This window comes from Candidatus Binataceae bacterium, from assembly GCA_035294265.1.
GTDB lineage: Bacteria > Desulfobacterota > Binatia > Binatales > Binataceae > DATGLK01.
On the sequence record DATGLK010000055.1, the window covers coordinates 1 to 25,472 of the forward strand.

The 25,472-nt window shown below is 60.4% G+C and carries 20 protein-coding genes; 4 read left to right on the plus strand and 16 right to left on the minus strand.

Annotated features, from left to right (window positions below):
• The 7 genes from VKV28_09500 to VKV28_09530 form a co-directional block, all read right to left on the minus strand.
• A partial coding sequence (locus VKV28_09500; GenBank protein HLH77025.1) for an ATP-dependent DNA ligase occupies positions 1–1,646 on the minus strand: 1,646 nt, incomplete at its 3' end.
• 59 nt (positions 1,647–1,705) lie between these two features.
• A complete protein-coding gene (locus VKV28_09505; GenBank protein ID HLH77026.1) occupies positions 1,706–2,152 on the minus strand; it encodes a universal stress protein in 447 nt (148 codons plus the stop codon).
• A gap of 328 nt (positions 2,153–2,480) precedes the next feature.
• On the minus strand, positions 2,481–4,265 hold the full coding sequence (locus tag VKV28_09510) for a DUF1302 family protein (GenBank protein HLH77027.1): 1,785 nt from the start codon (positions 4,263–4,265) through the stop codon (positions 2,481–2,483).
• 694 nt (positions 4,266–4,959) lie between these two features.
• Entirely contained in the window at positions 4,960–6,498 is a 1,539-nt protein-coding gene (locus VKV28_09515; protein ID HLH77028.1) for a TolC family protein, read from the minus strand.
• Between the two features lie 53 nt (positions 6,499–6,551).
• Entirely contained in the window at positions 6,552–7,844 is a 1,293-nt protein-coding gene (locus tag VKV28_09520) for an efflux RND transporter periplasmic adaptor subunit (GenBank protein HLH77029.1), read from the minus strand.
• 23 nt (positions 7,845–7,867) lie between these two features.
• Positions 7,868–11,029, minus strand: a complete 3,162-nt coding sequence (locus VKV28_09525; protein ID HLH77030.1) for an efflux RND transporter permease subunit — start codon at positions 11,027–11,029, stop codon at positions 7,868–7,870.
• Between the two features lie 92 nt (positions 11,030–11,121).
• Positions 11,122–11,487, minus strand: a complete 366-nt coding sequence (locus tag VKV28_09530) for a hypothetical protein (GenBank protein HLH77031.1) — start codon at positions 11,485–11,487, stop codon at positions 11,122–11,124.
• Between the two features lie 173 nt (positions 11,488–11,660).
• Between VKV28_09530 and VKV28_09535 the strand changes: the two genes are divergently transcribed.
• On the plus strand, positions 11,661–12,740 hold the full coding sequence (locus VKV28_09535) for a hypothetical protein (GenBank protein ID HLH77032.1): 1,080 nt from the start codon (positions 11,661–11,663) through the stop codon (positions 12,738–12,740).
• Positions 12,741–12,746: 6 nt separating this feature from the next.
• Here the strand turns inward: VKV28_09535 and VKV28_09540 are convergent, their stop codons facing one another.
• The 4 genes from VKV28_09540 to VKV28_09555 all read right to left on the minus strand — a co-directional run bounded on the left by VKV28_09540 (position 12,747) and on the right by VKV28_09555 (position 17,717).
• Positions 12,747–14,462: a CocE/NonD family hydrolase gene (locus VKV28_09540; protein ID HLH77033.1), complete on the minus strand. Its 1,716-nt coding sequence runs from the start codon at positions 14,460–14,462 to the stop codon at positions 12,747–12,749.
• 68 nt (positions 14,463–14,530) lie between these two features.
• Positions 14,531–15,082 (minus strand): carboxymuconolactone decarboxylase family protein, encoded by a 552-nt coding sequence (locus VKV28_09545; GenBank protein HLH77034.1) that lies wholly within the window; start codon positions 15,080–15,082, stop codon positions 14,531–14,533.
• Positions 15,083–15,142: 60 nt separating this feature from the next.
• Positions 15,143–15,637 carry a DUF2844 domain-containing protein gene (locus VKV28_09550; GenBank protein HLH77035.1) on the minus strand — a complete coding sequence of 165 codons (495 nt, stop codon included), beginning with the start codon at positions 15,635–15,637 and terminating at the stop codon, positions 15,143–15,145.
• 10 nt (positions 15,638–15,647) lie between these two features.
• A complete protein-coding gene (locus VKV28_09555; GenBank protein ID HLH77036.1) occupies positions 15,648–17,717 on the minus strand; it encodes a DUF3443 family protein in 2,070 nt (689 codons plus the stop codon).
• Positions 17,718–17,733: 16 nt separating this feature from the next.
• Here VKV28_09555 and VKV28_09560 point away from each other — a divergent pair, with 16 nt between their 5' ends.
• Together VKV28_09560 and VKV28_09565 are read left to right on the plus strand one after the other, a co-directional pair.
• Positions 17,734–17,910 (plus strand): hypothetical protein, encoded by a 177-nt coding sequence (locus VKV28_09560; protein ID HLH77037.1) that lies wholly within the window; start codon positions 17,734–17,736, stop codon positions 17,908–17,910.
• 690 nt (positions 17,911–18,600) lie between these two features.
• Entirely contained in the window at positions 18,601–19,416 is an 816-nt protein-coding gene (locus VKV28_09565) for a glutathione S-transferase family protein (protein ID HLH77038.1), read from the plus strand.
• A 32-nt stretch (positions 19,417–19,448) separates the two neighbouring features.
• Here VKV28_09565 and VKV28_09570 read toward each other — a convergent pair whose 3' ends face one another.
• Positions 19,449–19,826: a YciI family protein gene (locus VKV28_09570; GenBank protein ID HLH77039.1), complete on the minus strand. Its 378-nt coding sequence runs from the start codon at positions 19,824–19,826 to the stop codon at positions 19,449–19,451.
• Positions 19,827–20,373: 547 nt separating this feature from the next.
• Here VKV28_09570 and VKV28_09575 point away from each other — a divergent pair.
• Positions 20,374–21,336 (plus strand): glutathione S-transferase family protein, encoded by a 963-nt coding sequence (locus VKV28_09575; protein HLH77040.1) that lies wholly within the window; start codon positions 20,374–20,376, stop codon positions 21,334–21,336.
• A gap of 90 nt (positions 21,337–21,426) precedes the next feature.
• Here the strand turns inward: VKV28_09575 and glgX are convergent, their stop codons facing one another.
• The 4 genes from glgX to VKV28_09595 all read right to left on the minus strand — a co-directional run bounded on the left by glgX (position 21,427) and on the right by VKV28_09595 (position 25,468).
• Positions 21,427–23,571, minus strand: coding sequence for a glycogen debranching protein GlgX (gene glgX, locus VKV28_09580; protein ID HLH77041.1), 2,145 nt, complete (start codon positions 23,569–23,571; stop codon positions 21,427–21,429).
• A gap of 220 nt (positions 23,572–23,791) precedes the next feature.
• Positions 23,792–23,971 carry a hypothetical protein gene (locus VKV28_09585; GenBank protein ID HLH77042.1) on the minus strand — a complete coding sequence of 60 codons (180 nt, stop codon included), beginning with the start codon at positions 23,969–23,971 and terminating at the stop codon, positions 23,792–23,794.
• Between the two features lie 124 nt (positions 23,972–24,095).
• Positions 24,096–24,623, minus strand: coding sequence for a hypothetical protein (locus VKV28_09590; GenBank protein HLH77043.1), 528 nt, complete (start codon positions 24,621–24,623; stop codon positions 24,096–24,098).
• 491 nt (positions 24,624–25,114) lie between these two features.
• Positions 25,115–25,468: a hypothetical protein gene (locus VKV28_09595; GenBank protein ID HLH77044.1), complete on the minus strand. Its 354-nt coding sequence runs from the start codon at positions 25,466–25,468 to the stop codon at positions 25,115–25,117.
• Between the last annotated feature and the right edge of the window lie 4 nt (positions 25,469–25,472).

The following is a 25,472-nucleotide window of genomic DNA, read 5'->3' on the forward strand; positions in this document are numbered from 1 at the left end:
GGCCGCACGATCTGCGCCGCGAATTCCTTCTCCAGCGCCTCAATCGTGTCGGCCTGAAGGGCGGTCTTATCTTCGCGCAGGCGCACGATGCGAGCAAAGCGCAGGGCCATACCACAGGCATACCGTGGACTTTTCTGGATATCGTTGAATGCCACCTCGACTACCAACTCGGGACGCACTCGCACCGTTCCGCCCGCCTCAGAAAGTTTAAGGGCCAGTAGCCGCTGGGTAAGCTCGGCGAATTCCTGGTCGCTGGGCCCCTTGAAGGTTTTGCCGACCTCGAACAACTCGCCCGCCGGCCCGCGCGCCGCCAGATGGTAATTCGACAGCCAGCCGTGGCGCCTGCCATAGCCCCAGTCGGCCGCCACGATTACCAAATCCAGGGTGCGGACTCCCTTGATCTTAAGCCATCCCCGCCCGCGGCTACCCGGAGTGTAGGTGCTCTCCAACGCCTTGGCCATGACTCCCTCGAACCCGGCCGCCAGCGCGGCGCGAAAAAAAAGCTCGCCAGCGTCAGGCGAAGCCGGTAACAAGCGCCCCACCAACTCCAGACCCCCGCGCGCCGCCAGCTCGCTGAGCGCCTCAAAGCGCTGATGATAAGCCTGGTCGATCAGTAGGCGGCCATCGCAAGCCAACAGATCGAAGACGAAAAGGCGTACCGGCGCTTCACGGCGCAATCGCTCGACCTCACGAATGCGGCGGAACCGACGCATGAGATCCTGGAAAGCCAGCGGCCGGCCTTCGCCGTCAACCGCGAGCACCTCGCCGTCGAGAATAAAATCAGTGTCGCTCAGCCGGTTAGCTATCTGTTCCGTGATTTCGGGCAGACTGGCGGTAATTTCGTTCAGCCGGCGGGAAAAAATCCGGGTTTGGCCGGCCGCATGATGAAGCTGCACCCGGGCGCCATCGAGTTTGTGCTCCAATGCCAGGCGTGGCCCCAGGATCGCGAAGGCCTCGGCAACCGACAATGCGCTTTGCGCCAGCATCGGCTTCAGCGGCTTGAGTTCGGTTGAGCGCTCGGCAGGCGCACGCCCCGGGCCATCAAGCAATGTGCGCAGGAGGCGGCCAGGGTCGCCCTCGAGCATGCCGGCGCGGCGCACCTCTGCGAGCGGGCGGGCGGCGGCACGTGCAATCGCCTCCAGCAGGACGCCCTCGTTCATCCCGTGGCGCATCTCGCGGATCAAAATCTTTGCTACGTACTTGGCTTCCAAGGCATCGGCGCGTGCCAGCAGCTCGCGCAGTATAGCCAGCTTGCGTGCCCGTGCTTGAGACCCTTCGATCTGGGTGACCGCGCGAAAGTAAGCTTCTACCTCGGTAATAGTCAGCGTGGGTGGGGGTTGGGTACGACGGCGCATCGCCAGCTCCACCGCTTCGCCGAAATCCACGGCGGCGGCGAAGATGTCCTCGCCCTGATCGAGCGCGCCGGTCAATTCGGCGGCGAGCCGCCACACCGCCCGGCCACTGAGATTGAGCTTGGCTTCTTCCCCTACTGGGAGCGCACGGCCGATCAGGAAGCGCGCCGCGATGACGGCCTCCTCTGGCGCCAAACGGCTGAGCAAGTCGCCGGCCAACTCGGCCATCTGTAGGCGACTGTGGGTCTGGCTCAGCGCTTGGCAAACCTGGGCAAATTCCAGAAAGCTGGCCATCGCTTGGTCTCAACAAGGTATCACGCCGGCTGCAATTTCGGCGCCGCAACCGGGAATCTTCAAGTGCGCTTACGCGGGTGGGGCCGGATAATCAAGACCGGGCAATTGGCCTCTTGCGTAACCCGTCCGACCACACTGCCCAACACCAGATGACTCAGACCGGTACGACCGTGAGTAGCCATGACGATCAAGTCGGCACCTAGACTGTCGGCGAACGCGACCACATCTTCATCCGGAATCCCGCTGCGAACATGAAGAACGAAGCCGTCGGGGTCTTCAATCGTGCGCACGGCGATCTCGCGCAACCGCTCGAATGCCTGCTTTTCCCATAGCGGGTCGCGCTGAAAAGGAACCGGCGAGTCCATGTCCGGATTGGGTATGCGGGCCACGTGTAACAAGTGAACTTTGACCCGGTTCTCCTTGGCCAACGCCCACGCCAGCGGCAGCGCCTCCAGGGAAACCGAATCGAAGTCGATCGGGCACAATATTGTTCGGTAGTTAAGCACGCGATGATTGCTCCAACTCGTATTCTCCAAAATGATCCACAGACGCGCTTACCGGGTTGTGACAAACGCTTATCGAGCCTGCCGCGGAACCCGCAATTTCCTTTCGCGCTTTGGCCTCATCCGGCAAGCCCGATGTCGCGCAACTATAACGCGGCTCGCGAAACTCTATCATGGCTAGCGCGATAAGCCACAGCGCCGGGACCGCCGAAATAACGATGGCGGGCTGAATTTACAGCGTGGCGAAAAAGACTAAGCCGCGTTCAAAGCGGGGAAAAGCGTCGCGGGGAGCATATTTATATGCTCCCCGCGCGCGGTCAAAGGCAGGCGATTATATAAGTTCGAAGTTATACTGGAACTGGAATACCAGCTGCGACAGGCCCTTGAAGATGCCCAAATCGCTACCGCCATCGGGAAAACCAAAGCGGTTGGTGCCCAGGATTTCAATCCAGCGGATAGTTGCGAAATACTTGGAGGTCCAGGGCGGAGTCAGCGTAATGCTGGGAAAGAAGGCAAAGGTCTCGCCATTTGGATCATAGGTCATGGTCCAGGCTGGCGAGATCGCGCCCCAATACCAACTGGTCGCGATGTTAAGCGAGCCGCTGATGTCGTTGTGGTACATCCGGCTGAAGTATAACGGGAACTGCTGCATGTTTTTGCTGGGACTGAGCAACGTCGTGCCATCAACCTCGGCATTCATGGTCAAGTTTCCGCTTTCGGTCAGCCATGGCACGTATGCCGAATCCAGATCAACCGCCGCGATCCACAGGACCTGGTCGGTGTAGGTGAGCGCGTCAGGCGAGCCTCCGATCAGGCTTGGGTAGAGCGTGGTTCCCGGAATCGACAGCGTGTTATAGGGCATGTGGTTTTGGTACATGACCTCTGTGCGCGCCACCAAGGGGAGCGTTGATAGGAAGCCGGGCAGGTAAAGCGGGCGATTGGCGGTGAAACCGCCACCTTGGTACTCCGGATAAATGAAGTTGCTACGCCGTGAATAGACCGCACCCGGCACGATCGGACTGGTCTGATTGGTCAGCTGCATTACGGGCAGGTAGACGTGCGCGTTGGCGTAAATCGCCGTCATCTCGGTGTCCCAAGCCAACGTGTGCAGCCGTACGAACACGTTGCTGTTGGCGAAGGTCGCATTGGGGAACACCTGGTTAGGGCTCATGAACGAGGGAGTATAAAGCCCGGTCCCGGCGGGGCCGTTGCGCTGAAACAACACCAGTGGCGGTGCGCTTTCGGTTGGCTCGCCAGGAGGCGGCGGGCCCTCGCCGGTGCAGACCGTACCATGCGCGCCGGCGGTACAACCACGAGTATCGACACGGCCGGCAAAGCGACCACCGGGGATCTGCGTAAGCAGGGTCTCGCGCCCGGCGATCGCGTCCAATCCGTCGTATTGATCATTGGCGTAGTCCACGCTGTTGTACATGAAGTCGAAGCCGGGCTCGTAGACCACTTCCACGAAATTCGAGTCAAAGGGGCCGAATTTGGGCAGATTGAGGATCGGATGGATCATCCAAATCGGCATATAGCTCTGTTCAAGGTTGGCGAACCCAAAGCCCCAGCTCAGATCCTGAGGATTGATCTGATCGGTGGCACGAAAGGTAATGGATTCGCCCCATTTTACAATTTGCCGGCCGATAAAAATATCGAGGGGTCCCAAGCGATGCTTAATCCAGAATTCCCGGATGTTGTACTGGTTATAGAAGTCGCTGTTGCAATGCACCCGGTAGACGGTAGGAGCGAATTGATTAGAGCAGCTATTTTCGAATGGATAGCTCGGCTCGTAGACGCCCCAAAAGCGCATGAAAACCTGATCGTTCTCAGTCGGGTTATCGTTGAGATCGAGCTGAACGAAGTTGCGTTCCGTGGAGAGCGAATTCTTGCTTCGATTGTAACCAATCGCTTCGGTGTCCAGGAACACTCCGCTGCTGTTGTTGATGAACCCCGACAGGGTCAACGTCTTGAGCGCCATTGGCTCGTTGGAATTAGCGGTGCCGGTTTGCGCCAGCGAGTTGCCAGTGACTAGCGCGACCAACCCCATCATCACTGCTAACAGCAGTATCAGGGGGCGATATGGCGCCGATCGCTGTACTCTCCCCAGATTGATCATCGTCGTATTGCCTCTGTTAGTGGCCGCATCGGTCTTCCATGACGCGGGCGTTGCAAATACTCCTCAGCTCATCAAATTGATATCGGTCACAAATATTACGCAGGCAAGCCCTTCCGCCCGGTAGCTTACCATCCTCCACCCATCTGACCACGACCACTCGTACCCCCGGGGCTCACAACCTGGAATAACTCCCGTGACGAAGGCCGGCTTGAGAGCGAAACAATCAATTCCACCAGCGAGGCACTTTGAGAGGTTGTGGAGGCCAGAGTTCTGGGAGCCGACCTCGCAAAAATCTCAGACGATGAAGACGCAATGCGATTCGAGCAGCCCGTGTTTGAATCCATAACCGGCTCAATCCACTTTAGGCTGCGATTGTATTACTCGATGCCCTGCTTGTTGTCAACGAAAAGACTATGGAAGTTTTAAGCGGCCAACGTGGAACAGGTGCCAAAAAGAAATGACAGGCCGAAAGTTCCCACTCGGTTGCCGCGCTTAATCCAGCCTTCACGACGAAAGAGCAACTAGCAGCGGGGCTGGAGCGGCACAAGCGCGCCAAGGAAGAATTTGCCCGACATCAGAGGGTCCCTCGGGGTCGATTGAACTGCCGAGGAAGCCTATATCGCAGGGTCCTTCGCTGGTCTCCAGGACGACGTGCTGGCGGTTGACGGCGTCAGATACTGACGTGAGAGGCTACTCAGCCGGGAAACTGGGTCAGCGAGCGCGCGGTAGCTTGATCCACTGCGGCCTTGGCGAGCGAGTAAGAGTACAGCGCGGTGGCGTAGTCGGCGTCGGACTGGGTGTAGTAACGCTGGGCATCCTCTAACTCCACGATATTGGCCAGCCCAGCCTGATAGCGCTCGTTGGCCAACTGCAGCTCCGCGCGAGAGGCGTCCAGCGCATTTTTAGCGTGGATGATCCGTTGGACGGAGGCTTGCCAATCCAAAAAGGCGGTGTGAACCTGCATGATCACCCGCTGGTGAAGGTCTTCGAGGGCTTGGGCCAGGGCGCGCTGACGCAGCCTGGCTTCCTGGACCTCGTGGGTAGTCAGAAAACTATTGAAGATCGGCCAGTAGATCATAAGGCCGACGTTGAAATTGTTGACCACCGGCAAGCCGGTGCTCATCCCGGCATAACCACCCACCGCGCTGACCGTGGGCAGATAATCGCTGCGATACTGGGTAATCTGCGCTCCCATCGCGCGCGCCTCATCCTCGTACATCTTGAGATCGGGCCGTAGCGCCATCGCCGTGCGCAGCAAAGCCGGGAGCTGATCGGTGATTGGCTGATAGGTGAGAACTTCAGCGGGTTGATAATCGGGCGCGGTTTCACTCAACCCCATCGCATTGTCCAGCCCGACCTTGGCGTCCGCCAAAGCGTTGCGCGCATCGACCAGGTGCAACTGCGCCCGTTCCACCGCGGCGCGAGTGAGATAAACATCCAGTTCCGGGCGCAGGCCGGTGGCGGCCTTGACCTTGGCTTCATGCAAGTGGAAATCGCGTTGCTGAACCGCGACCCGGTAGACTCGCACCATCTGAGCGGCTTCAAGCATGCGGAAGTAACGTTCGGAAACCTCGAAAATCAGGTCCAGATCGGTCAGCCGGCTCTTGGCCTCCGCGGCCTGGGCTTCGAACTCGCGCTGCACCACGAAGCCATGGCGGCGACCGAAGTCGAACAGAAACTGCGACAGCGACAGCCCCATTAGATAGTTGTTTTGCACCTGCGAGGTCTGCTCGAAAGCAGTGGCGGCCGGCATATTATGATTGCGCCCGCTCATTCGAGGAAAATCACCAAAGGGATTGTAGTAGCTGGTATTGCCAATGCCGTTAATAGTCGACCCGAATTCCTGGGCCGAACCGTACACCTGCGGCCCCAGGTAAGAGCGCGCCTCGCCTACTCGCTGGCGCGATGCGCCGGCCTCGTCCAGCGCTTCCTTGACGAGGGGATGGTAGGATAGCGCGATTCGAATGGCTTGACGCAGAGTCAAGCTGCTACCGGCCCGAATGGGAGGTTTCTCTTCGCTAGTCGGACCACCGCTCAACGGCCTGACTTGCGGCACGCTAACGACATTGCCCGCCGGCCCGCTCAGCGAGGAAAACGGCGTGCTCCACGAAACCGGAGGTTCGCTCTGGCGAGGTACGAGCGAGGTAACCGAAGCGGTACCCGCCAGGGCTAGATCACCGAAGGTCGCCAGCAGCAGGCAGGCCACTACCCAAGATGCGAAGTGATAGCGCATGGACGATTTACTCCAACAAATCGACGCGAGGGAAAGACTGCGTCTTTATTTAACTACTCGATGTTCCCCGAGCTGGTATCAGCACTAGCCGCGGAAATTGGCGCTATATTGGGACGAACCTTCTGTCCTGCGATCAAGGAGCTACTGTAAGTTGCCACGACCATGGAATTATCGCTTAGACCCGAAGTGATCTCGACCCGATTGCCATCGGCTATGCCGGTGGAAACCGCAACCTTGGCCAGCCGGCCGTCGTGAACTACCCACACCTGGGCGGCACGCCCGCTTCCCTGGACTGCCGACGTGGGCAAACTGAGCGCATCGAGATGACGCTCAAGGTCGAGGGTGACGTGAGCGTAAGAGCGGGGATAGATCCGGTGGTCCGGGTTGGGCACATCAACTTCGGCCAGCATCGTACGGGTGGCCAGATCCAGCGAGGTCGCATAACGGGTTACGGTGCCTTGGAAAACCTCCCCCGGATATTCATCGAAACGCAATCGCGCGGGAGTTCCGCGCCGAATGAAAGGATAATCCTGTTCGGGCACGTAGACGTACACCCGCACGGTATCGATATCAGCCAGAGTCAGCACCGGCCCGCCTCCGGTGCGGTGGCCGCCCGCGCCTTCGGTGGCCCCAGGCGAGATTAGCCCGGAGGTTTCATTGACCCCGAAATCGCCACCCCCCGCCCGAATCAGCGCCCCCGGATCGGCGAAGCGCCCAGTGATGACGCCGTTGAAGGGGGCGATGATCTTGGTGTATCCGACCATGGTCTGGAGCGTGCGCACCGCTTCCTGTGCTTCCTGGTAGCGAGCGTAGGCGATGTCGACGTCTTCCTGCGAAACCAGGCGCGGATCCGTCTTCTGAACCCGCGCGATGCGCTGGTAGGTCACGCGCTCGATTACCAGCCGAGCTTGGGCGTGCGCCAAATTGGATTGCAACTCGGGCACCTCCACCACCGCCAGGACCTGGCCTTTCTTGACCCAATCACCCTTGTCCACGCTGATCGATTGCAAGTAGCCAGTGACCTTGGCGTGAAGCGCGGTCTCGTACATACCCACCACGTCACCGGGTAGTTCCAGCTTGCGCGCCATCTCGGCCCGCTGCGGATGGATCACGCCGACGATGGGAACCGGCGGCGCGGGCGGGGGCACTTCGGGATTGGCCTGTCGCGCGCAACCAGCCGCCAGAGCAACTACCATTATCGCGCTGCACATCAGCAATAATTTGCCTTTCAACGCCAGACCTCGCTGTTCGAGAATGCCCAAGGTGGCAATCGCCGCCGTGGGCCGCCACGGCGACCCTTGAGCAGGGCGCGCGGCGTCAGGGACGGTTTGCAAGCCAGTTGTCATCTTCACTACTCGTCGCCAAACCTTTAAGGCTGCCGGTCGGCGGCGTGACGCGCCTCGACGCGGGCATAGAAGAATTCGTAAATGCAAGGCACTAAAAACAACGTCAAAACGGTTGAAACCGCCAGTCCGCCCACGGCCGCTCGCGCCAGCGGCGCCGAAGCTTCCGAACCTTCCCCGATTTTGAGCGCAATTGGCATCAGGCCGGCCACCGTGGCCAGCGCGGTCATTAGAATGGGCCGCATCCTGATCCGGGCCGAGTCAATCACGGCGCGACGCAGGGGGTAGCCCTGGCGCCGTCTTTCGTTGGCGAAATCAACCAACAGGATGGAGTTGGAGACTACGATTCCAACCATCACGATGATACCCATGAACGACTCGATGTTCAGGGTGGTGCTGGTCGCCCACAGGGTCCAGATTACCCCGATCAGCCCCATCGGCACCGCGAACATGATTATAAAGGGGTCGAGAAAAGAACAGAACTGGGCCACCATGACCAGATAGAGCAGAACCACGGCCAGCGGCAGCCCGAACCCGAAGCTCTGGAAGGAGGCCTTCATCGAGGCAACCGCGCCGCGGTAGCTAATCGACACCCCCTTGGGCAGATGCAGGACCCGCAGGCTGCGGTCGATGGTGGCTTGCGTACCGCCCAGATCCTCGGTCCGCGGTGCCACCAGCAAATCGACCACCCGTTGAATGTTGTAGTGGTCGGCTTCCGAAGGGTGATATTCGGGAGAAATGGTGGCGACATCGCGCAGCAGCAGGCTCTGGGCGTGGCCGGTTTCGCCGGCGAAGTTACGCACGGGAATATTTTGTAGCGCCTGAGTGGAGTCAAACCCGGAATCGCTTTGCGCATATTGCACGGTTAGGAAGTAGTCATTTTTGTTTTGATGATCGATCCAGATCGACGGCGCGATATAGAGGTTGGAGTCCAGCGCCGTAATTACGCCAGAGACCACGTCTTTTTGCGTCATCCCCATACGCGCCGCGCGCACCCGATCCACCTTCACGTTGAGGGTGGGATAATCGGGTTCCTGCAAAATGAAAGTCTGAGAGACCTGGGGCAGCTCCGAGACGATTTCGCGAGCCGCGTTGGCACTGCGGTAAAGCGCGCCGAAGCTGGAGCCGGCGAACTGCACATCGATTGGCGCGATCATGCCGAAATTCAGCACCGCGTCAATGATGCTGCCCGAGGAAAACAAGGTAGTCGCCTCGGGCAGGCGCACTGGCAGCAGCTCCTTGAGTTGGCGCTCGTAATAGGCAGTGGGCTTTTTATGAGCGGCTTTCAACTCGACTTGAATGAAACCGGAATCTTCCGCCGCATTGGGCGAATAGATCGCCGAGATGCTGGGCGCCAAGCCGATATTGGAAACCACCATATCCAATTCGGAGTGCGGAATGACCTGGCGAACCAGCCCTTCGATTCGCTTGGCTATATCGGTAGTAAGCTCGATGCGCGAGCCGGCCGGCGCGCGGAAATTGATCGTGAAGGTGCCGGCGTCGGTCTCGGGGAACAGCTCGGTTCCCAGTCGCGGGTACATCGCCATGCTAGCCACAAACAGGACGGCCACCGCCGCGATCACGGCCAGCTTGGCATTGAGCGCCCGCTCCAAAACCCGCTCATAACGCATCGCGAAGCGCTCGTACACGCGATTGAAAATGGCAAACACACCCCCGCCATCGTGTTCAGCAGCTTCTGCCTGCTCGGCGGTCAAGAAGTTGGCGCAATAGATCGGAATGACACTCATCGCGACTAGATAAGAGGCCGCCATCGAGAGCACCACCGCCAAGGCCAGGGCGCTGAAGAGAAATTTGGCCACCCCGAATAGAAACATGACCGGGAAGAATACGATACAGGTGGTGACGGTGGAGGCCAGCACCGGCAAAGCCACTTCCTCGGCTCCGTCGCGCGCGGCCTCGCGCGGCGCTTTACCCTCGGCCAGATGGCGATTGATGTTCTCAAGTACCACCACTGAGTCGTCCACCAGCCGTCCGATGGCCAGGGCGAAGCCGCCCAGCGTCATGATGTTGATAGTCGAGCCGTTCATGAATAGGCCGAAAGCGCCGGCCAGGATCGACAGCGGAATGGACAGAAAGATCGCGAAAGTGGAGCGGAAGCTGCCCAGGAAAATCAGGATCATCAGGGAGGCCAACACCGAACCACTGACCGCCTCGTGCTCCAGACTTTCCACCGCCTCTCGGATGTAGGTGGACTGGTCCAAGATGGCGTTGAGTTTCATCCCCGCCGGGAAATCAAACACCTTGGGCAGCAGATTCTTGACCCCATCGACTACCGAGATGGTGTTGGCGCCGACTTGGCGCAAAACCGGGATGTAAACCGACGGCTGGCCGTCGATGAGGACCTTGTTGTACTGAATCTGCGAGGAATCCTGGACTTTCGCCACATCGTTGACCAGCACCGGCGCCTGCCCTCGGCCGATTTTAACCGGGACTTGGCCGATACGGGGAATGCGCTCGATCATACTGTTGGAATAGATGTAGAAGTCCTTGGTACCGATTTTGGCGTCACCGGCGGGTAGAATCAGGTTGGACTGATTGAGCGCGTCCACCAGGTTCATCAGAGAGAGGCCTCGTGCCTGCAGCGCCTGTGGGTTGGCATAGACCATGACCTGACGAAACCGGCCGCCAAAAGGGATCGGCACCGAAGCTCCGGGGACGGTGGCGAGCTGATTGCGGATATTGTAGCGCGCCTCGTCTTCAAGCTGAGTTTCGCTGTAGCCCTTGCCTTTGACCGTAACCAGCACCACCGGCAAGGAGGAGGCATCGTACTGCAGGACCAGCGGCGGCAGGGTGCCGGGCGGCATAATTCCCAGGTCTGCCATCGCCAAGGTGCCCATTTGCGCAGCCGCAGCCTCGACGTTGGTGCCGGGCTGAAAGTAGACCTTGATGATGCTGACCCCCGAGAGCGAGCGCGATTCGACATGCTCGATATTGCTACCCAAGGTGAAGAAGCGCTCGTAGCGAAAGGTGATGTTGTCCTCCATGTCCAGGGGCGGCATCCCTTGGTAGAAAGTCGCCACTACCACGGCGGGGATCTTGATGTCGGGGAAGACATCCACTGGCATCCGGGCAAAGGCGGTCACGCCCAGGATTACAATCACCAGCGCGGCCACGATTATTGTGTATGGATTACGTAAGGAAAAGCTCGGCACGGTGCCAACCCCCACCCAAATCTTGCAAGCTCAACGGCGAGAAGCCCGCAGGTCCCGCCCAACCATTTGCCGCCACACGGCAGAAGCCGGCGCCAGCCGGCCATCATCTAAGCGAACGGATCGGAATTGGACGAGCGGACGAAAGGAAGCTTGCGCCGGACGATCGGTCGCCAAGTCGCTCGCATGGCCGTGGCCATGCCCAAAGCCTGGCGTCGCGCTAACAGCTCTTGCGATGGCAGCAAAGGTTCCAGCACCGGCCGAAAGTAATTCAGCTCGACCCCGCCCTCGAGCCCGGAATCGGGAGAGGCTACGCAAAACAAACGTTGGGTGGTGGCGAAACCGCAATGGTTGGGTTGATAGGTGGTAAAGCGAAAATCGTGATGAGCCCCCAACGCCGGAATGACCGCGATCAGGGCCAGGCCAATAAGCATGGCGGCTAACGGCTCAGTCCAGCTTTGGAGCAATCGCTTCATGGGATCGCCTTAATTTACAAGGCAGCTTTGCGGGAAGTCAATCTGAGCAAGAAGCCGATTAGTCCACCCCTCGGCGGTTTAACCCAGATTTAATCCCAGCCGGCACGCTGGTTTGGCGCCTGATTTCTAAAGATGCTAAGAGGAGGCTGACGAAATGAGCTGGAGGGCAATTCATGCCGGGCGGCGAACTGTTGTTGGTAGGTAGCATTCCCTACGAGACCGTCGCGGAAGTCTTTAGCCGGTTTGGCGGAACCCTGGGTAGCTCGCTGGACTACCTTCCCGACGGCGAGGTGGGGGAGCGCCAATACTGGATCGACGGCATCGCCTACCGTGTCTTCAACGGCCATCCTGAACTGGAAACCATCAAGCGCCCCGCGCCCGAAGATGGGGTCGAACGCTGGCAGCCGCGCAATGCCCAAGATCAATTTGCCTTTCGCGTGCGCCCCGGGGTAAGTGCGGTCCGTTTCGGCGACCCAGGCTGGCGGCTGGGCTACGCGCGCGACGCGATCAATTCCTATTTTATTTTTCGTGCGCTTAAACAAAATGGCACCCTTCCCGCCCATCTGCGCTTCCAGGTTTGCCTGCCCTTGCCATTGAGCGCGGTACTGCCGTTTTTTCCCGCGGCCGGCGACGCCGAGCGCGTGCTGCCTGGCTTCACCGCCGCAATGCGCGCCGAAGTCGCCAAGATGGTCGAGAAAATTCCGCCCGCTGAACTTGCCATCCAATGGGACTGCGCGGTGGAAAGTGGGATGGTCGATGGCGCCCAGGCTGGTGGGGCACAGGCCCTCGCCGCGGCAGTGCGGCGCGCTGTCGCACCGTTGCCTGAACTCTCGCCTAACATTCCCGCCGCCACCGCCTTGGGCTATCACCTGTGCTTTGGTACTTTGGGCGGCTGGCCGATGCGCGAGCCGCGTGACCTCAGCGCGGTAGTGGCGCTGGCCAACGCCGCGATCGAGGCCTCGGGCCGGCCGGTCAACTTTGTCCATTTCCCCACCCTGGAGCGCAGCGACGAGGCCTTTTTCGCCCCCTTGGCCGAGCTGGCGGCACCGGCGGCGCGGGTTTACCTGGGCATGATCCATCACCGGCACGATCGCGCCGGCATCCGCGCCCAGATCCGCACCGCGCGCCGCTACATCAGCGATTTCGGATTGGCCGCGCCCTGCGGCTTTGGTCGCTCCAGCGCCGCTGAGTTACCCGGGCTGTTGCGCGACCACCAGGAAGCTCTGGAGCTGCTGCGCGAGACCCGCGACTGAACCGGACTAATCCATCCCTTGCTCCGGCAGTACCGACAGTACCAGGTGCGAGGGATGGCGGGCATCGTAGTAGATAGTGTCGGCGCCGATTTTGTCCGGGGTGTAGTAGTGGGTAAAGGTCGGATCAGTTATCGGCGAGTCGCCGTTGGCCAGCTCCAGTCGGATGCGGCTACCCTTGGGAAAGACGTAGGCGGTGGGCATGATGGCGATGTCCAGACGATAGATCCGGCCCACAGCCAAGGGCTGGGCGCGGCTGAATTTGTACCACGGCGCCTGGGGTCGCGAATGAACTTGGTCGATCGCGCGCAAAGAGGCGCGCAACCAGCCCTTGCTCACGATTCGGTAAGGAGGATTTATGCCGCGCTGGCGTAGCACCGGCGCTTGTGTCATCTGGTTGGAAAGCTTGACGAAAACGTCGGCGTCCGGGCGGCTGGAGGATAAGTACAGGACCAACTCGCTGGGACCCACCACGGTTAGGTCGCGGACCAGCGGAGCGCTGGTGAAAGTCAGCACCCGGCGTGCGGGATCCGGGCGTCCGTCAGGGCCCGGTCCGACCACGCCTATCGACCATCCCGGGTTGGGATAGCGAAACACTACCTGAGCTTGTTTGGCCACTGGCGGGGCCGAAAGCAGCGCCCCATCGTTGAGCGAAGTAACGCTGCCGGTTGGTCCCGCGCCCAGGTAGAAACTTTGTGCGGTGACGTTGGGCGGCGGCCAACTTGACGCGCTCCGCGGCTTGCCGCTGCCGACCATCAGGTAGCGGACGGCTGGGGCGCTGACATAGGAGGTCTGTTGGCCCTTGAGACACCAGTCATAAAAGGGCAGCAAGTACTGCTGATGGAAAGGGACGCTGGCGAATTCGGCGACCGCCTCGGCGACGTTGCGCTGGTCCAGCACCAACAGTTTTTTGGGACCGCTGGCGCGCTGAAAGCCCACTAGATTGCCGTTGAGATGCAAATCCATTTTGCCCCATACGCCAATCGAAAACAGGGGGACACGGATTTTCTCCAAATCGTTGGCAGCGCGCTGCTGCCAGAACTGATCGTCGAGCGGATGGCTGGCGACGGCCTGGGCAAAGTCCCACGGCATCGCACGCGGTGGCCCCTCCAAGGGATACAGGTTGTCCATCCGCACGCCGTCATACCAAGCGGCGGGAAAGCTGCTGGGGATACCGCCGTTGTACACATAGGCGCGGTACGAATCGGTGTTGCCGTCATAGGGGGCGATACATTTGAGATGGGGCGGGTTGCCAATGCCCAAAAACCACTGGCTCATCGCATAGTAGGACTGGCCTATCCCGCCCACCTTGCCGTCGGACCAGGGTTGGCGGGCGATCCATTCGACCACTTCGTACAAATCGCGCTGTTCGCGTGGATCCAGATAGCGATACTCGCCCCCGGAACGGCCACTGCCACGCACGTCCATATGCAGATAGGCGTAGCCATGCGCCACGTACCAGCCGATCGGTCCGGTTTCGCGCCAGGGAAACAGCGCGATCGCAGGGACCTGGTCGTTATCGAAGCGATAGGGCGAGGCCGCCAGCAAAGTAGGATAGCGGCCTGGCGCCGCGGGCAGGTAGAGCGCGGCGGCGATTGTTACCCCGTCGCTCATCGGAATCGATACGATATGGCTGGGAGCAAGGCTCTGTTGCGCGGCTAGAGCCGGGCAGAGCAGGCTCACCCACAACACGCCCGCCACAATCCAGGTGAGAGTTCGCGACATTAGGCCTCCCTTCGGCTGCGCCATCGCCTGCGCCGGCGGTCTATCGAAGGAGCGCGGTAAGCCGCTGCTCAGCTCTTGACCCGAGGAGTGTCCGGATCCAACTCGACGCCCAATGGTTCCAGCAGTCGCACCACCATGTTGTAGAAAGCGACGATGTGCGCCAGCTCCATGAACTCCCACAATGGCAGGTGGCGACGCACCGCTTCCACCGTGGCATCGGAAACCTTGACGTTGCGGGTCACTTCGCAGGCATAACGAAGCACCGCGCGCTCGGCGTCGGTAAAGATCGGAGCGGTTTCGTAGTTGAGCACCTGCTCCAGTTTTTCGCGCGGGATCCCAAGCCGGGTGCCGATATGCCAATGGGCCGTGTACTCATACTCAGCCCCAGTAACCGCGCCCACCGCCAGAATAGCGAGCTCGCGCAACTGGCCGTCCAATTTGGTCTTAAAGCGTAGCTGGGAGGACAGGGCGAGATGCTTCTCCAGGATCGGCGGAGTGTTGGACAAGGCACGAAACAAGTTGCGTACCGGTAAGCCGCGTTCGGCAATCAGAGCGTCATAGATGTGCCGATACTCTGGGGCGACATCCTCGCGATCGACATAGGGAACTCGTGCAGCCATGGCCAAACCTCCTGAGGGCTTAAGCAACCGCTCCCCGACCAAGCCAAACTTCGGCTGGGCTTATTGATCCGTGGCCGAAGGCGGCTGCACTACCGTATTGACATCCACGCCGGCGGGAACCAATGCCGGCACCCAAGCGCGGCCGATGATATCGCTGTTGGGCCCATGGATGTCAACCATCAAGCTGGGATCTTCGATCGACAGCAAGTGACGCGCGGCCGGGGCGTGCTGGCGCAGCGCGCTGAACTGGGCGAAGTACGCGCCGAAGACCGCCCGGAGATCGGGCATGCCCGCGCCGCGCCAGGCTACCGCGAAAACCGTGCCGGTGCTGGAGGCGTATTGATCCAGCGTCACGTGATCGGTTGAGTCGACACTCTCGAAAACCTGGTAGGAGGGCTGGGACTGCTTGAGCATACCGGCGCTGCTGGATTGCTGGGTATTGATATGATCGCCCAGGCCGGCATTGACTCCGGGCGCCAGCGCGAGCAAGGCCGACAGCGCCAAGCCAGCCGCCAGGCGGGCCTTGAGCCGATGGGTTGACGACGCCAATTTCATGGTCTGAACCTTAATAAGCACAGTAGGGCCCCGGCACGGGTACGCTTGCAGTCGGGAGCGCAATGTAGATCGTTCGACCGAAGAAACTCGGTGCACCGAAATCGACAAACCCGCCCGCCGGGCCGCCCAAAGTCTGGAGCGCGAAGTTCTGCGGCTGGCCTTGCGGCACGCTTAGCAGACTATTGGCGTTGCCGATCTGGAAGTTGTACGTATTGCTGCCGGCGCTGCTGTTGTAGCTGGAATTGATGGTGGAAAGCGTCGCGACGTTGGCCGGACAATACAGCCCCTGGCCCGGCGAGCCGCTGGGGCAAAGCGGCAGGCCCGAGAGCGCACTGGTGAGAAAAGCGATGAAGTTGGTCCCGGTATCGAACAGTCCAGCATAGGACGCGCCGTTGAAGGTGACGGCGATGCTGCCGGAGGCGTTGGTTTGCATGACCGTCAGGTTACCGGGCGGTTGATTGTTGGTCTCGGTGCCGATGCCAAAGGTCAGCATGCCATACGCCGCTACCTGCGTATTGGCGTTGGCTAACGGATCCATTTCTACCACGCTGCCGTTGTTATCCACGGGCAGCGCGGCGACTGGGTTGGAAACCATCTGGTTGGAGCTGGGAGAATACGCGGTGCAGGTGCCGGAACTCCCCGCGGTGCAGCTATAGTATATTCCCGAATCGTTGGGGTAGGGGTTTATCCCCAACAGACCGTTACCGCCGAAGCTGGCCGGCGTATTAACGAACGCGCCACTGGTTGTGCAACTAATAGGCGGTGGGGCGAAGCTAGCGGTATCGTCAAGGACGTGAATGGGCATGTTGATCTTCTGCGTGCCCAGATATACGTCCGCGTTCGCCACCGATCCCCACACCGAACTGCTAACGTACTGCTCGCAATCGCCCAACGTGTTGCCATTGGAATCGGTGACCGGAGGCAGGCTTACGCCGCCCAGCTTGGAGGCGAAAACGATAAGGCCGGTCGAGCCGCTATCAACAATGACCGCTCTGATGGTCCGGCAGGTGGTCGTGCCCGGTTCACACACCCGCAGGGTCGACGCGGTGTCGTTGGCAAAGTTGTAGCCGTTGCCGCCAACCCCGAGGTTGAGCTGGTTGGAGGACTGGGGTTTAAGCGTCACGGCCAACGTGTTGGCGTAAACTGCCGGCAGGCTGGCGCCCAAAAAGCTCCCCAGCGTGGCTTGCTGCTGATAGAACTCCGTGCTCGCCGAACTGGCTCCGCCCGCAATCAGGATACGACCGTCGGTCAGGTAAACCGCGGCATGGCCGGAGCGCGGCACCTGCAGGCTGGCCGCGGCGCTCCAGCTTCCCTGAGAGGGGTTGTAGAGTTCCGCCGAAGCAAGCGGAATGTTGTTGGTCCCGCAGCATCCCCCCGTCACCAGCACTTGGCCGTTGGCCAGCACGCTGGCGGTTTGATCATAGCGCGCGGTATTGAGATTGCCGGTGGGGCTAAAGCTGTTGGTCGCGGGGTTGTAAAGATCCGTGGCCGCGCAGGTATTGCCGCATCCTTGTCCGTTAAAGGCCAGGATGGTCCCGGCGATTAGAACTTGACCGTTATCCAGCAAGCTCGCGCTATGTCCGCCGCGCGCCACCGACATCTGGTTACTGACTAGCGTCCAACTGCCGCTTGTCGGGTCGTAAAATTCGCCCGAGGCAAGGTAAGTCGGAGTCCCATTTTGGGTTGCGCCGCCAGTCACCAAAACGCTGTTGTTGGCCAACAGCGTCGCAGTATGGCCGGCGCGAGCGACGTTCATCGGGGCCACCGCGCTGAAGCTATTAGTAGTTGGATCGAACAGCTCCGCGCTGCTCAGCGCCGCCGCCGGCGGGGACGACGCAAACGTGGGAAAGCCACCCGCGATCAGCACCCGGCCGTCGTTGAGCAGGGTTGCGGTGTGCAAAGTGCGGGCGGTGGTCATGTCGGCTATCTGGACCCAGCTTGGCGCATTCGGCGCCCAAACCCAGGCATGCCTCAGCGCCGCTCCCCCCTGATCACCACCGGTGTAGAGTACTCGCCCATCCTGCAAGCCCACCATCGCACCATTTTCAATCCCGGCGGGTAAGCTGGCGGTCGCCGTCACGGCTTGGCTGCCTGCGTTGATTAACGCCGCCGCGCCCCCCTGCCCCACCACTAACACGCTGCCATGGGCCGAGGCTAAAGGGGTCGGGCTGGGCCCCGGGGTAGGACTTTGCGTCGCGGTGGCGGTAGAACTGGCGGTTGAAGTGGCAGTAGCCGTAGCGGTGCCCGAGGTGGTCGGAGCCGCGGTCGGTTGAACAGTCGGAGCCGCAGTCGGTGCACTGGAACCTGAGCCACCACCAGAACAACCGGCCATCAACAGACCAACCGCCAGCACCGCGCCAGATAGTGCACCGGTCCAACACAAGGATCGATTCATAAATGCGGCGTACGCAACCTCGCTGAAGGTTAACTAAGTGCTTAAGCATGCTATGAAGAAGTCTCGTTAGCAAGAGCTTTCGATAGTGTGGTGTAACTATGATGGACAGGCGAAAGATAACTTCGACATCGGTAAGTCATTCCCCCGTGAAACTCTCGAGCGAAGCCTTGGCTACAGTGCGCGCCCAAGCATGGCTTTATTACGAGATTTGACATTGGCTAAGCTGCGCTGCAATGACTACTGCGGAGCAAATGTTTCCAGGATGCGGGTTTTCCCGCGGACAATCGGCAGCGATGAATCCCGGGTAACGTGTTCGACCCGCCATCGCGGGGATTCTTCACGGGCGCGCTGGTGATGCTCGCGCTGATTCAGAAGCGGGTCTTGGGCTGCTTCGCGGCCGGACCTCTTTTTTATGGGTGGCCTGGTTCGAACCGCGCGTTTCGACCCTCATGGCTAACGCGTCCGATGATTAAGTGCGGCCCCCAAGTTGAAAAACCCTACTTTGACAAGCGGGCGGCCTACGTTCACCCTGTCCGGTAGAATGGCCGCCAAGAGGGAGGGCATAGCGATGCTCGAGCTGTACCATCACGGTAATTCAGTATGCGCGCAGCGGGTCCGACTGGTGCTGGAAGAAAAAGGCTTGGCGTGGCGCGAGCGCTTCGTGGATATTTTTGCCGGCCAGCAGCATCAACCCGACTACTTGAAACTCAATCCTCGAGGGGTGGTCCCCACCCTGGTACACGACGGTCGCGCAATCCGTGAATCGACAGTGATCTGCGAGTATCTGGAAGAAGCCTTTCCTCAACGCCCGCTGCGTCCAGCCGAGCCTTACGCACGGGCACAAATGCGGCTGTGGACCAAGCTGCCCGATGAATCCATTCATGCGGCCTGCGCGGCGGTCACCTTCAGCACCTATTTTCGCTATGCGGTGATTAAGCGCACACCGGCGGAAGTCGCGGCGATGGCGCCCGAGGAGTTTCGCCAAGTGGCCGAGCAAAGCTTCCATCCAGCGATGCTCAAACGGCGCCAGGATTGGATCATCCATGGGCTGCGCGCGCCCGACGTAACCGGTCTGCTGCGGAGCTACGATAAAATGCTGGCTGACATGGAGGGTGTCCTCACCCGCTGCCGATGGCTTTTAGGCGAGGATTATTCGCTGGCCGATATTGCGATGATCCCCTATGTGGACCGACTCGCGCGATTGGGGTTGGAAGGCCTGTGGCGGCCGGCCCGGCCACATCTGACGCGCTGGTATGAGGCCGTCCGCGAGCGTCCCAACTACGCCGCCGCAATTGGCCGGTGGCTCACGGAAGACGAGGCGGCCGCGATGGCCTCGGTCGGGCGCCAAAGCTGGCCCGAGGTCCAGCGACTGCTGGCTACCTGAGGCCAAACCCCTTCGCCCTACCCAGCGTAATCTCAATCGATCTTCGCGGTTTGGTCGGAGTAGTGGACCCGCACCGAGAGCGAGCCTTCGTTTACGGTCCAGCGCCGTAGCGTAAACGTGCGCGCTCCGGCGCGATGCATCGGGTCGGCCTCCGCAATCGCGCGCGCCGCGGCAAAGGACTGCGCCCGCACCACGATCATACCACCCGCCGGCGTGCCGTCTTCGTTGGCTAACGGACCCGCGGCGAACATGATGCCCTCCTTCTCCAGGCGAAACTGATATTCAAGGTGGGCCGGCAGATGCTTTTGAATTTCGCTGAGCGGGGCCGCGGGCACGGTGTGATAGACGTAAAGCTCCTTATGCAGAAGCCCGTGGGTAAGCTGTTTAATCGTCTCTTCCAGCTCCGTCATTGTTCCTCCTCCGGACCGGTTGTCGAGCGTGTTGCGTAGTTAGCACGAACCTGGCCCTGGCCGCCATTGGGCAGGTTTGGGGCCCGGTCAGAACCGAGCGGCGCACCCACCTAAGTAATTGCCTTAACTTTTAACTTGATGACATTGCTAGCGACTGGTTGCTAAAGCGGCTGGGGCGTTCCCAATATCGGCGCGTTCGTTCCCGATTTTGCCCAGGCCCTCAAGCCGGGCACCCAGGCTAGCGGCTCCAACAGCCAAGTCATCGTAGCGGCGGGGCAAACCATCCCTGCAGCTTGGGCGGCATCTTGGGCATCCTGGGTTTGCCGACCACCGTGAGCACGGTCACCGTGAACTGAGCTGCAGCCTCGGCTCCGCTCCACCACCGGCGGCGGGCTAACTCGCCCCGCCGCCGGTGCCTTTGCCTTGCGCGCGGCGCGATCGCCTCAGGCACGGGTTCACGCAGCGGCGCTTACAATGCTAACCTGGGGCCTGTTCGGAACAGGCCGCGGCCGCAAATTCGTTCGGACCATACGAGGAGCTAAGTCCCATGCCGATGCTGATCGAAGGCAAATGGAGCCCTGAGATCCGTCCCAATGTTGGCGGTCGTTTTATCCGCGCCGACAGCCAGTTTCGCGATTTCATTACCGCCGACGGTTCGTCTGGCTACAAGGCCGAACCCGGCCGCTATCATTTGTATGTCGCTTATGGCTGTCCGTGGGCTAATCGCACGATCATCATGCGCAAGCTCAAGGGGCTGGAAACCCTGGTTTCAATTTCGATCTCGCTGCCGGCGATGACCGAGGGCGGCTGGACCTTCGAGGACAGCTTTCCCGGCTCGACCATCGACCAGGTCAACGGCTTCCATTATCTATACGAGGCCTACGCCGCGGCGCGCCCCAGTTACACCGGCAGTTGCACCGTGCCAACCCTGTGGGATCGGCAAAAGCGCACGATCGTCAACAACGAGTCGTCCGAAATTCTGCGCATGTTCAACAGCGCCTTTGATGGGGTCGGCGCCAAGCCGGGAGATTACTATCCGGCGGCCCTGAGGCCCGAAATCGACCGTATCAACGAGTTCGTCTACCACAACATCAACAATGGCGTGTACAAGACCGGCTTCGCCACCACCCAGCAAGCTTACGACGAAGCGGTGGAAAACGTCTTCATCGGGCTGGATACCTTGGAGGAGCGGTTGGCCCATCAACGCTACCTGGTCGGCAACACTATCAGCGAGGCCGACTGGCGGCTGTTCGTCACCCTGGTGCGTTTCGACGCGGCTTACTACGGCCTGTTCAAGTGCAACCTGCGCCGCTTGGAGAGCTACCACAATCTGTACAACTACATGCTCGATCTATATCAGCAGCCGGGCGTGGCGGAATGCGTGCGGCTGGACCATATCGTTATCAACTACTATGGGATCAAGCGGGTTAATCCCAACGGGATTATTCCCAAGATTCCGCGGGTCAATTGGATGGCGCCGCACGACCGGGCTCGCCTGGGAGGGCGCTGAAAAACCTTGGGTGCTCCCAAGCCCGCGGTCACCAAGCAAGCCACCACTTTTCGAGCAAGGGTAATTCCGGCAACGAGGGAGACCCGACGGTTAACCAGCCGGGGAGAGTTGACGCAGTGAGCGCGTCAACAGCGCCAGCGAGCGGCCTTCCAGCGCGAAGGCTTCACCATGAGAAAGTTGGCGATTGTCGTCGGCGCCGCCATCGGCGCGGCTGGTATCGATCAGCACCCGCCAGGGCCCATCGTCGGCCAGCGGGGGGATATGAAAATCGATCCGCTCGTAGTGCGAGTTCAGGAGGAGCACGAAATCGTCGTCGGTGACGGCCAGGCCGCGCTCGTCGATCTCGCCGGTGGCCGAGCCGGCGAGGAAGACTCCCAGGCAGCGAGCGAAATGCTGATTCCATTCCTCGTCGGTCATCTCGTCGCCGTCGGGGGTCAGCCACATGATATCTTTGAGTTCACTGCCCCGGATACGCCGCCCCTGAAAAAACTGGCGGCGGCGGAAGACCGGGTGGCGCTTGCGCAAGGCGATAAGCCGGCGCACGAACTCCAGCAGCCTGGTCGGCGAGGTGCTCCAATCCGTCCAACTGAGTTCGCTATCCTGGCAGTAGGCATTGTTGTTGCCTTGCTGGGTGCGCCCAAGCTCATCGCCATGTGAAAGCATCGGCACTCCCTGTGAGAGCATCAAGGTGGCCAAAAAATTACGTTGCTGTTGTTCGCGCAGGCGATTGATCGAGGGATCGTCAGTGGGTCCTTCGACGCCGCAGTTCCAGCTTAGGTTGTTGTTTTCCCCGTCGCGATTATCTTCGCCATTGGCCTCGTTGTGCTTTTGGTTGTAACTGACCAGATCGCGCAAGGTGAAACCGTCGTGGCAGGTGACAAAATTGACACTGGCATAAGGGCGCCGCCCGCTCTCCCCGTATAGGTCGCTGGAACCGGTCAAGCGGTAAGCCAGGTCGCCGATGATTCCACCCTCCCCCTTCCAATAGGCCCGCACGGCGTCGCGATAGCGGCCGTTCCATTCCGCCCAGCCGATTGGGAAATTGCCCACCTGGTAACCGCCCTGGCCCAGATCCCAGGGCTCGGCGATAAGCTTGGCGGGCGCCAGGATCGGATCCTGATGCACGATATCGAAAAAGGCACTGAGCTTATCGACCTCGAACAGCTCGCGCGCCAGCGCCGCGGCGAGATCGAACCGGAAGCCATCCACGTGCATCTCCTGCACCCAATAGCGCAGGCTGTCCATGATGAGTTGGAGGACGCGCGGATGGCGCATGTTGAGGGTATTGCCGCAGCCGGTAAAATCAACGTAATAGCGCGGATCGTCCGGCGACAGGCGGTAGTAAGCCTCGTTGTCGATTCCGCGAAAGCTTAGCGTGGGGCCCAGATGGCTGCCCTCGGCGGTGTGGTTGTAAACCACGTCGAGAATGACTTCCAGGCCGGCGGAATGCAGCCGCTTAACCATCGATTTGAACTCTTGTACGGTACCACTGGCGCTATAGCGCATGTCGGGCGCGAAATAGCCGACCGAGTTGTAGCCCCAGTAGTTACGCAGCCGGTTGTCGATCAAACGCCGATCGTCGATGAAAGCATGCACCGGCATCAGCTCCAATGCGGTCACACCCAGCCGCTGGAAGTATTCGATCATCGGCTCGGTGGCCAAACCGGCATAACTGCCGCGCAGGTGAGGTGGCAGATCGGGATGGCGTGCAGTGAGGCCTTTGACATGCAGCTCGTAAATAACGGTGTCGTGCAGCGGGGTCGCAGGAGGTTTGTCGTCGGCCCAGGAAAACGCAGTCTCGATCACCCGCGACTTGGGCATCGCCGGCGCACTGTCGCGCCGGTCGAAGGAGAAATCCTCGCGCGGGCTGCCGATCCGATAGCCGAATAAGCTATCGGACCAACGCAGCGGTCCCACGATTTGCTTGGCATAGGGATCGAGCAGCAGCTTGTTGGGATTAAAGCGCAGACCGCGTTTGGGATCGTAGGGACCGTAAACCCGGTAGCCGTATAGGGTACCCGGTCGCATCTCGGGCAAATAGCAATGCCAGACTTGGTCGGTCTGCCAGGGCAGGTTAATCACATGGGTCTGATGCTGGGAGCGCGCATCGAAGATACAGAGCTGGACTCTTTCCGCGTGCTCGGAAAAAAGCGCAAAATTAACCCCTTGACCGTCCCAAGTAGCTCCCAGTGGATAGGAGGTCCCGCGCCAGACCGCAAGCTTACCGTTCGACACAGGGATGCTAGCATACCGCCCAGCGCGCGAATTTGGCAATTAAACGACGCGCTGGCCGCTCAAGCGAGTCCGCCGCCCACGCTTCCGCAAATCAGTCTGTGCTCCTCGCCCGGCGCCCGGCAAAGGCCGTTGAGAACCTTTTCAAACGTCGCTGTGCTTTCACAGTGTTTCCCTCCGGCAAGCTTCCCGGCGCCAAACCGCGCCCGGCCGCGCGAAATCCTCACCTCGGCTCAAGCCTGATCTTCCCGATCAGCTCCAGATCGGCCAGCGCCTGCTGAATTTCACGCAGCAAGTTTTCGGCGTGGCCGGAGTCGATATCCACGGAGAAGTTTATGCCCAAAGTCGGTTGCGCGTTCGATCGCAGTTTCGGAATCAGTCGTACGCCGACCTTGTTCCACAACTCCGGCGGAATTACGCCGGTCAGAATGATCGTCTTGGGGGCGGCGGCGACCGTAGCAGGTTGCGGCCTCGGTGGTTGTGCCGCGTCCTCCGCCCTTGGCGCAGAGGCGTCTGGTGGAACTTCCTCACCCTGCGAGAAATTGTCCCTCGACCAGTTTCTCGCTCGCTTTTTTGATTTCCGCGTCATCCAGCGAGGCACGCCGATCGTAAACGACCTTTTCAAGCTTCGGCTTTAGTCCGAACCGGTAGCCGTCTGTACCAGCCTTGCGGATATAGAAAGACTTACTTTCCACTGCCGAGGCCGCGTTATCGATACTGGTCGTATCGACTTCGGGTTCGCCGAGGGCGAATCGCAGCTCGGGTAGATGCGCGATCCGATCGCTCTGGCCTCCCGACGACTCGAACAGAATCGTCGTGCCGACGCGACGATGGATGTCCTTGAGCGGCCCTTTCGTAACATCGGTATCCAGAGCCGCAGCCTTGTTTTGGGTGCCGGCAATATCGCTGTCGAGCGCGGGATCCAGCCGAACCTCGCCAAGCTGACCCACAACAACCGAGCGGAACTCGCGAACGTGAAGCGGCGCCGAGCCTAATGTTATGACAGCCTCGCGTCGCGCTTCCCTGTGGCCTTTCCGAATGCAATCGAGACCCATTGGGCGAACATCGCGAGGGTTCCGCGCGTCTGCTGGAACTGCGTCAACGAGCGCCATTTGCGCTGAAAGACGGTCAGAGTTGACGGATGAAACGGATAGCACTGCTCGAAACGGGTGCGCAGGAAGTCCCGAGCCTTCGCCTCGGTAGCGGCGCTATCCACCGCGGTCCACTCCGGGGGCAGCTCCGCTCGATGGTCGAAGCACCAATTCGCGTAACTCAGTGCAGCGGTTTTGCGTATGGACTCTTTCCCGAGATCGTCGAAGAGCCGTCGGCGAACGACTTCACCGATTTCCGCCTCGTCATTGGCTGACCGACTCTGTACCAAGGCTCCATTAACTTCGAGCTGTCCTCATGACCGCATGTGCTCACTCCTCAACTTGACACACGTGCATGTACGCGCGTTTTATTGAAAACGCCAGCGTAAGTCCTGACTCACCTCGTCCGTGGATTCGGGTACGCAAAGAGGCATCAGGGAGCTGGCGCATCCCGGTCAATTTGTAGTCTTGCGCGAAGTCCTGCGGGCACGCGGTGTCTTGTAAGGCGCCAGAATGTAGCTGGCGCATAAGCCCAGCAGGCCCGAACCACCCGCGAACGCACCGTTCACGGTGATGATCACTTTTGTCTCTACGTGAACGGAGGGGAGGAGCAGCGAGGCATCGAACAGCGCCAGAAACACCAGGCAGCCAGCGATCAAGTAGAAAAGGAATTTCTGCGCCCAATGGCGTGCAACCTCTTGTGACTCCTCGATACCCGCAAAATTCTTCGCCGCGAAAGCTTGCGGAGCCTCCGGGGCTACGCCTCTGGGATCTACCTTCTCAGGCGAAGGCTCTTCGTGGCGGGCCACGCTG

Excerpts from the sequence above, each read along its gene's own strand:
- VKV28_09510 (HLH77027.1), bottom strand. The coding sequence starts at position 4,265 with ATGATCAATCTGGGGAGAGTACAGCGATCGGCGCCATATCGCCCCCTG.
- VKV28_09515 (HLH77028.1), bottom strand. The coding sequence starts at position 6,498 with ATGCGCTATCACTTCGCATCTTGGGTAGTGGCCTGCCTGCTGCTGGCG.
- VKV28_09520 (HLH77029.1), bottom strand. The coding sequence starts at position 7,844 with ATGACAACTGGCTTGCAAACCGTCCCTGACGCCGCGCGCCCTGCTCAA.
- VKV28_09530 (HLH77031.1), bottom strand. The coding sequence starts at position 11,487 with ATGAAGCGATTGCTCCAAAGCTGGACTGAGCCGTTAGCCGCCATGCTT.
- VKV28_09535 (HLH77032.1), top strand. The coding sequence starts at position 11,661 with ATGCCGGGCGGCGAACTGTTGTTGGTAGGTAGCATTCCCTACGAGACC.
- VKV28_09540 (HLH77033.1), bottom strand. The coding sequence starts at position 14,462 with ATGTCGCGAACTCTCACCTGGATTGTGGCGGGCGTGTTGTGGGTGAGC.
- VKV28_09545 (HLH77034.1), bottom strand. The coding sequence starts at position 15,082 with ATGGCTGCACGAGTTCCCTATGTCGATCGCGAGGATGTCGCCCCAGAG.
- VKV28_09550 (HLH77035.1), bottom strand. The coding sequence starts at position 15,637 with ATGAAATTGGCGTCGTCAACCCATCGGCTCAAGGCCCGCCTGGCGGCT.
- VKV28_09565 (HLH77038.1), top strand. The coding sequence starts at position 18,601 with ATGCTCGAGCTGTACCATCACGGTAATTCAGTATGCGCGCAGCGGGTC.
- VKV28_09570 (HLH77039.1), bottom strand. The coding sequence starts at position 19,826 with ATGACGGAGCTGGAAGAGACGATTAAACAGCTTACCCACGGGCTTCTG.
- VKV28_09575 (HLH77040.1), top strand. The coding sequence starts at position 20,374 with ATGCCGATGCTGATCGAAGGCAAATGGAGCCCTGAGATCCGTCCCAAT.
- VKV28_09590 (HLH77043.1), bottom strand. The coding sequence starts at position 24,623 with ATGGGTCTCGATTGCATTCGGAAAGGCCACAGGGAAGCGCGACGCGAG.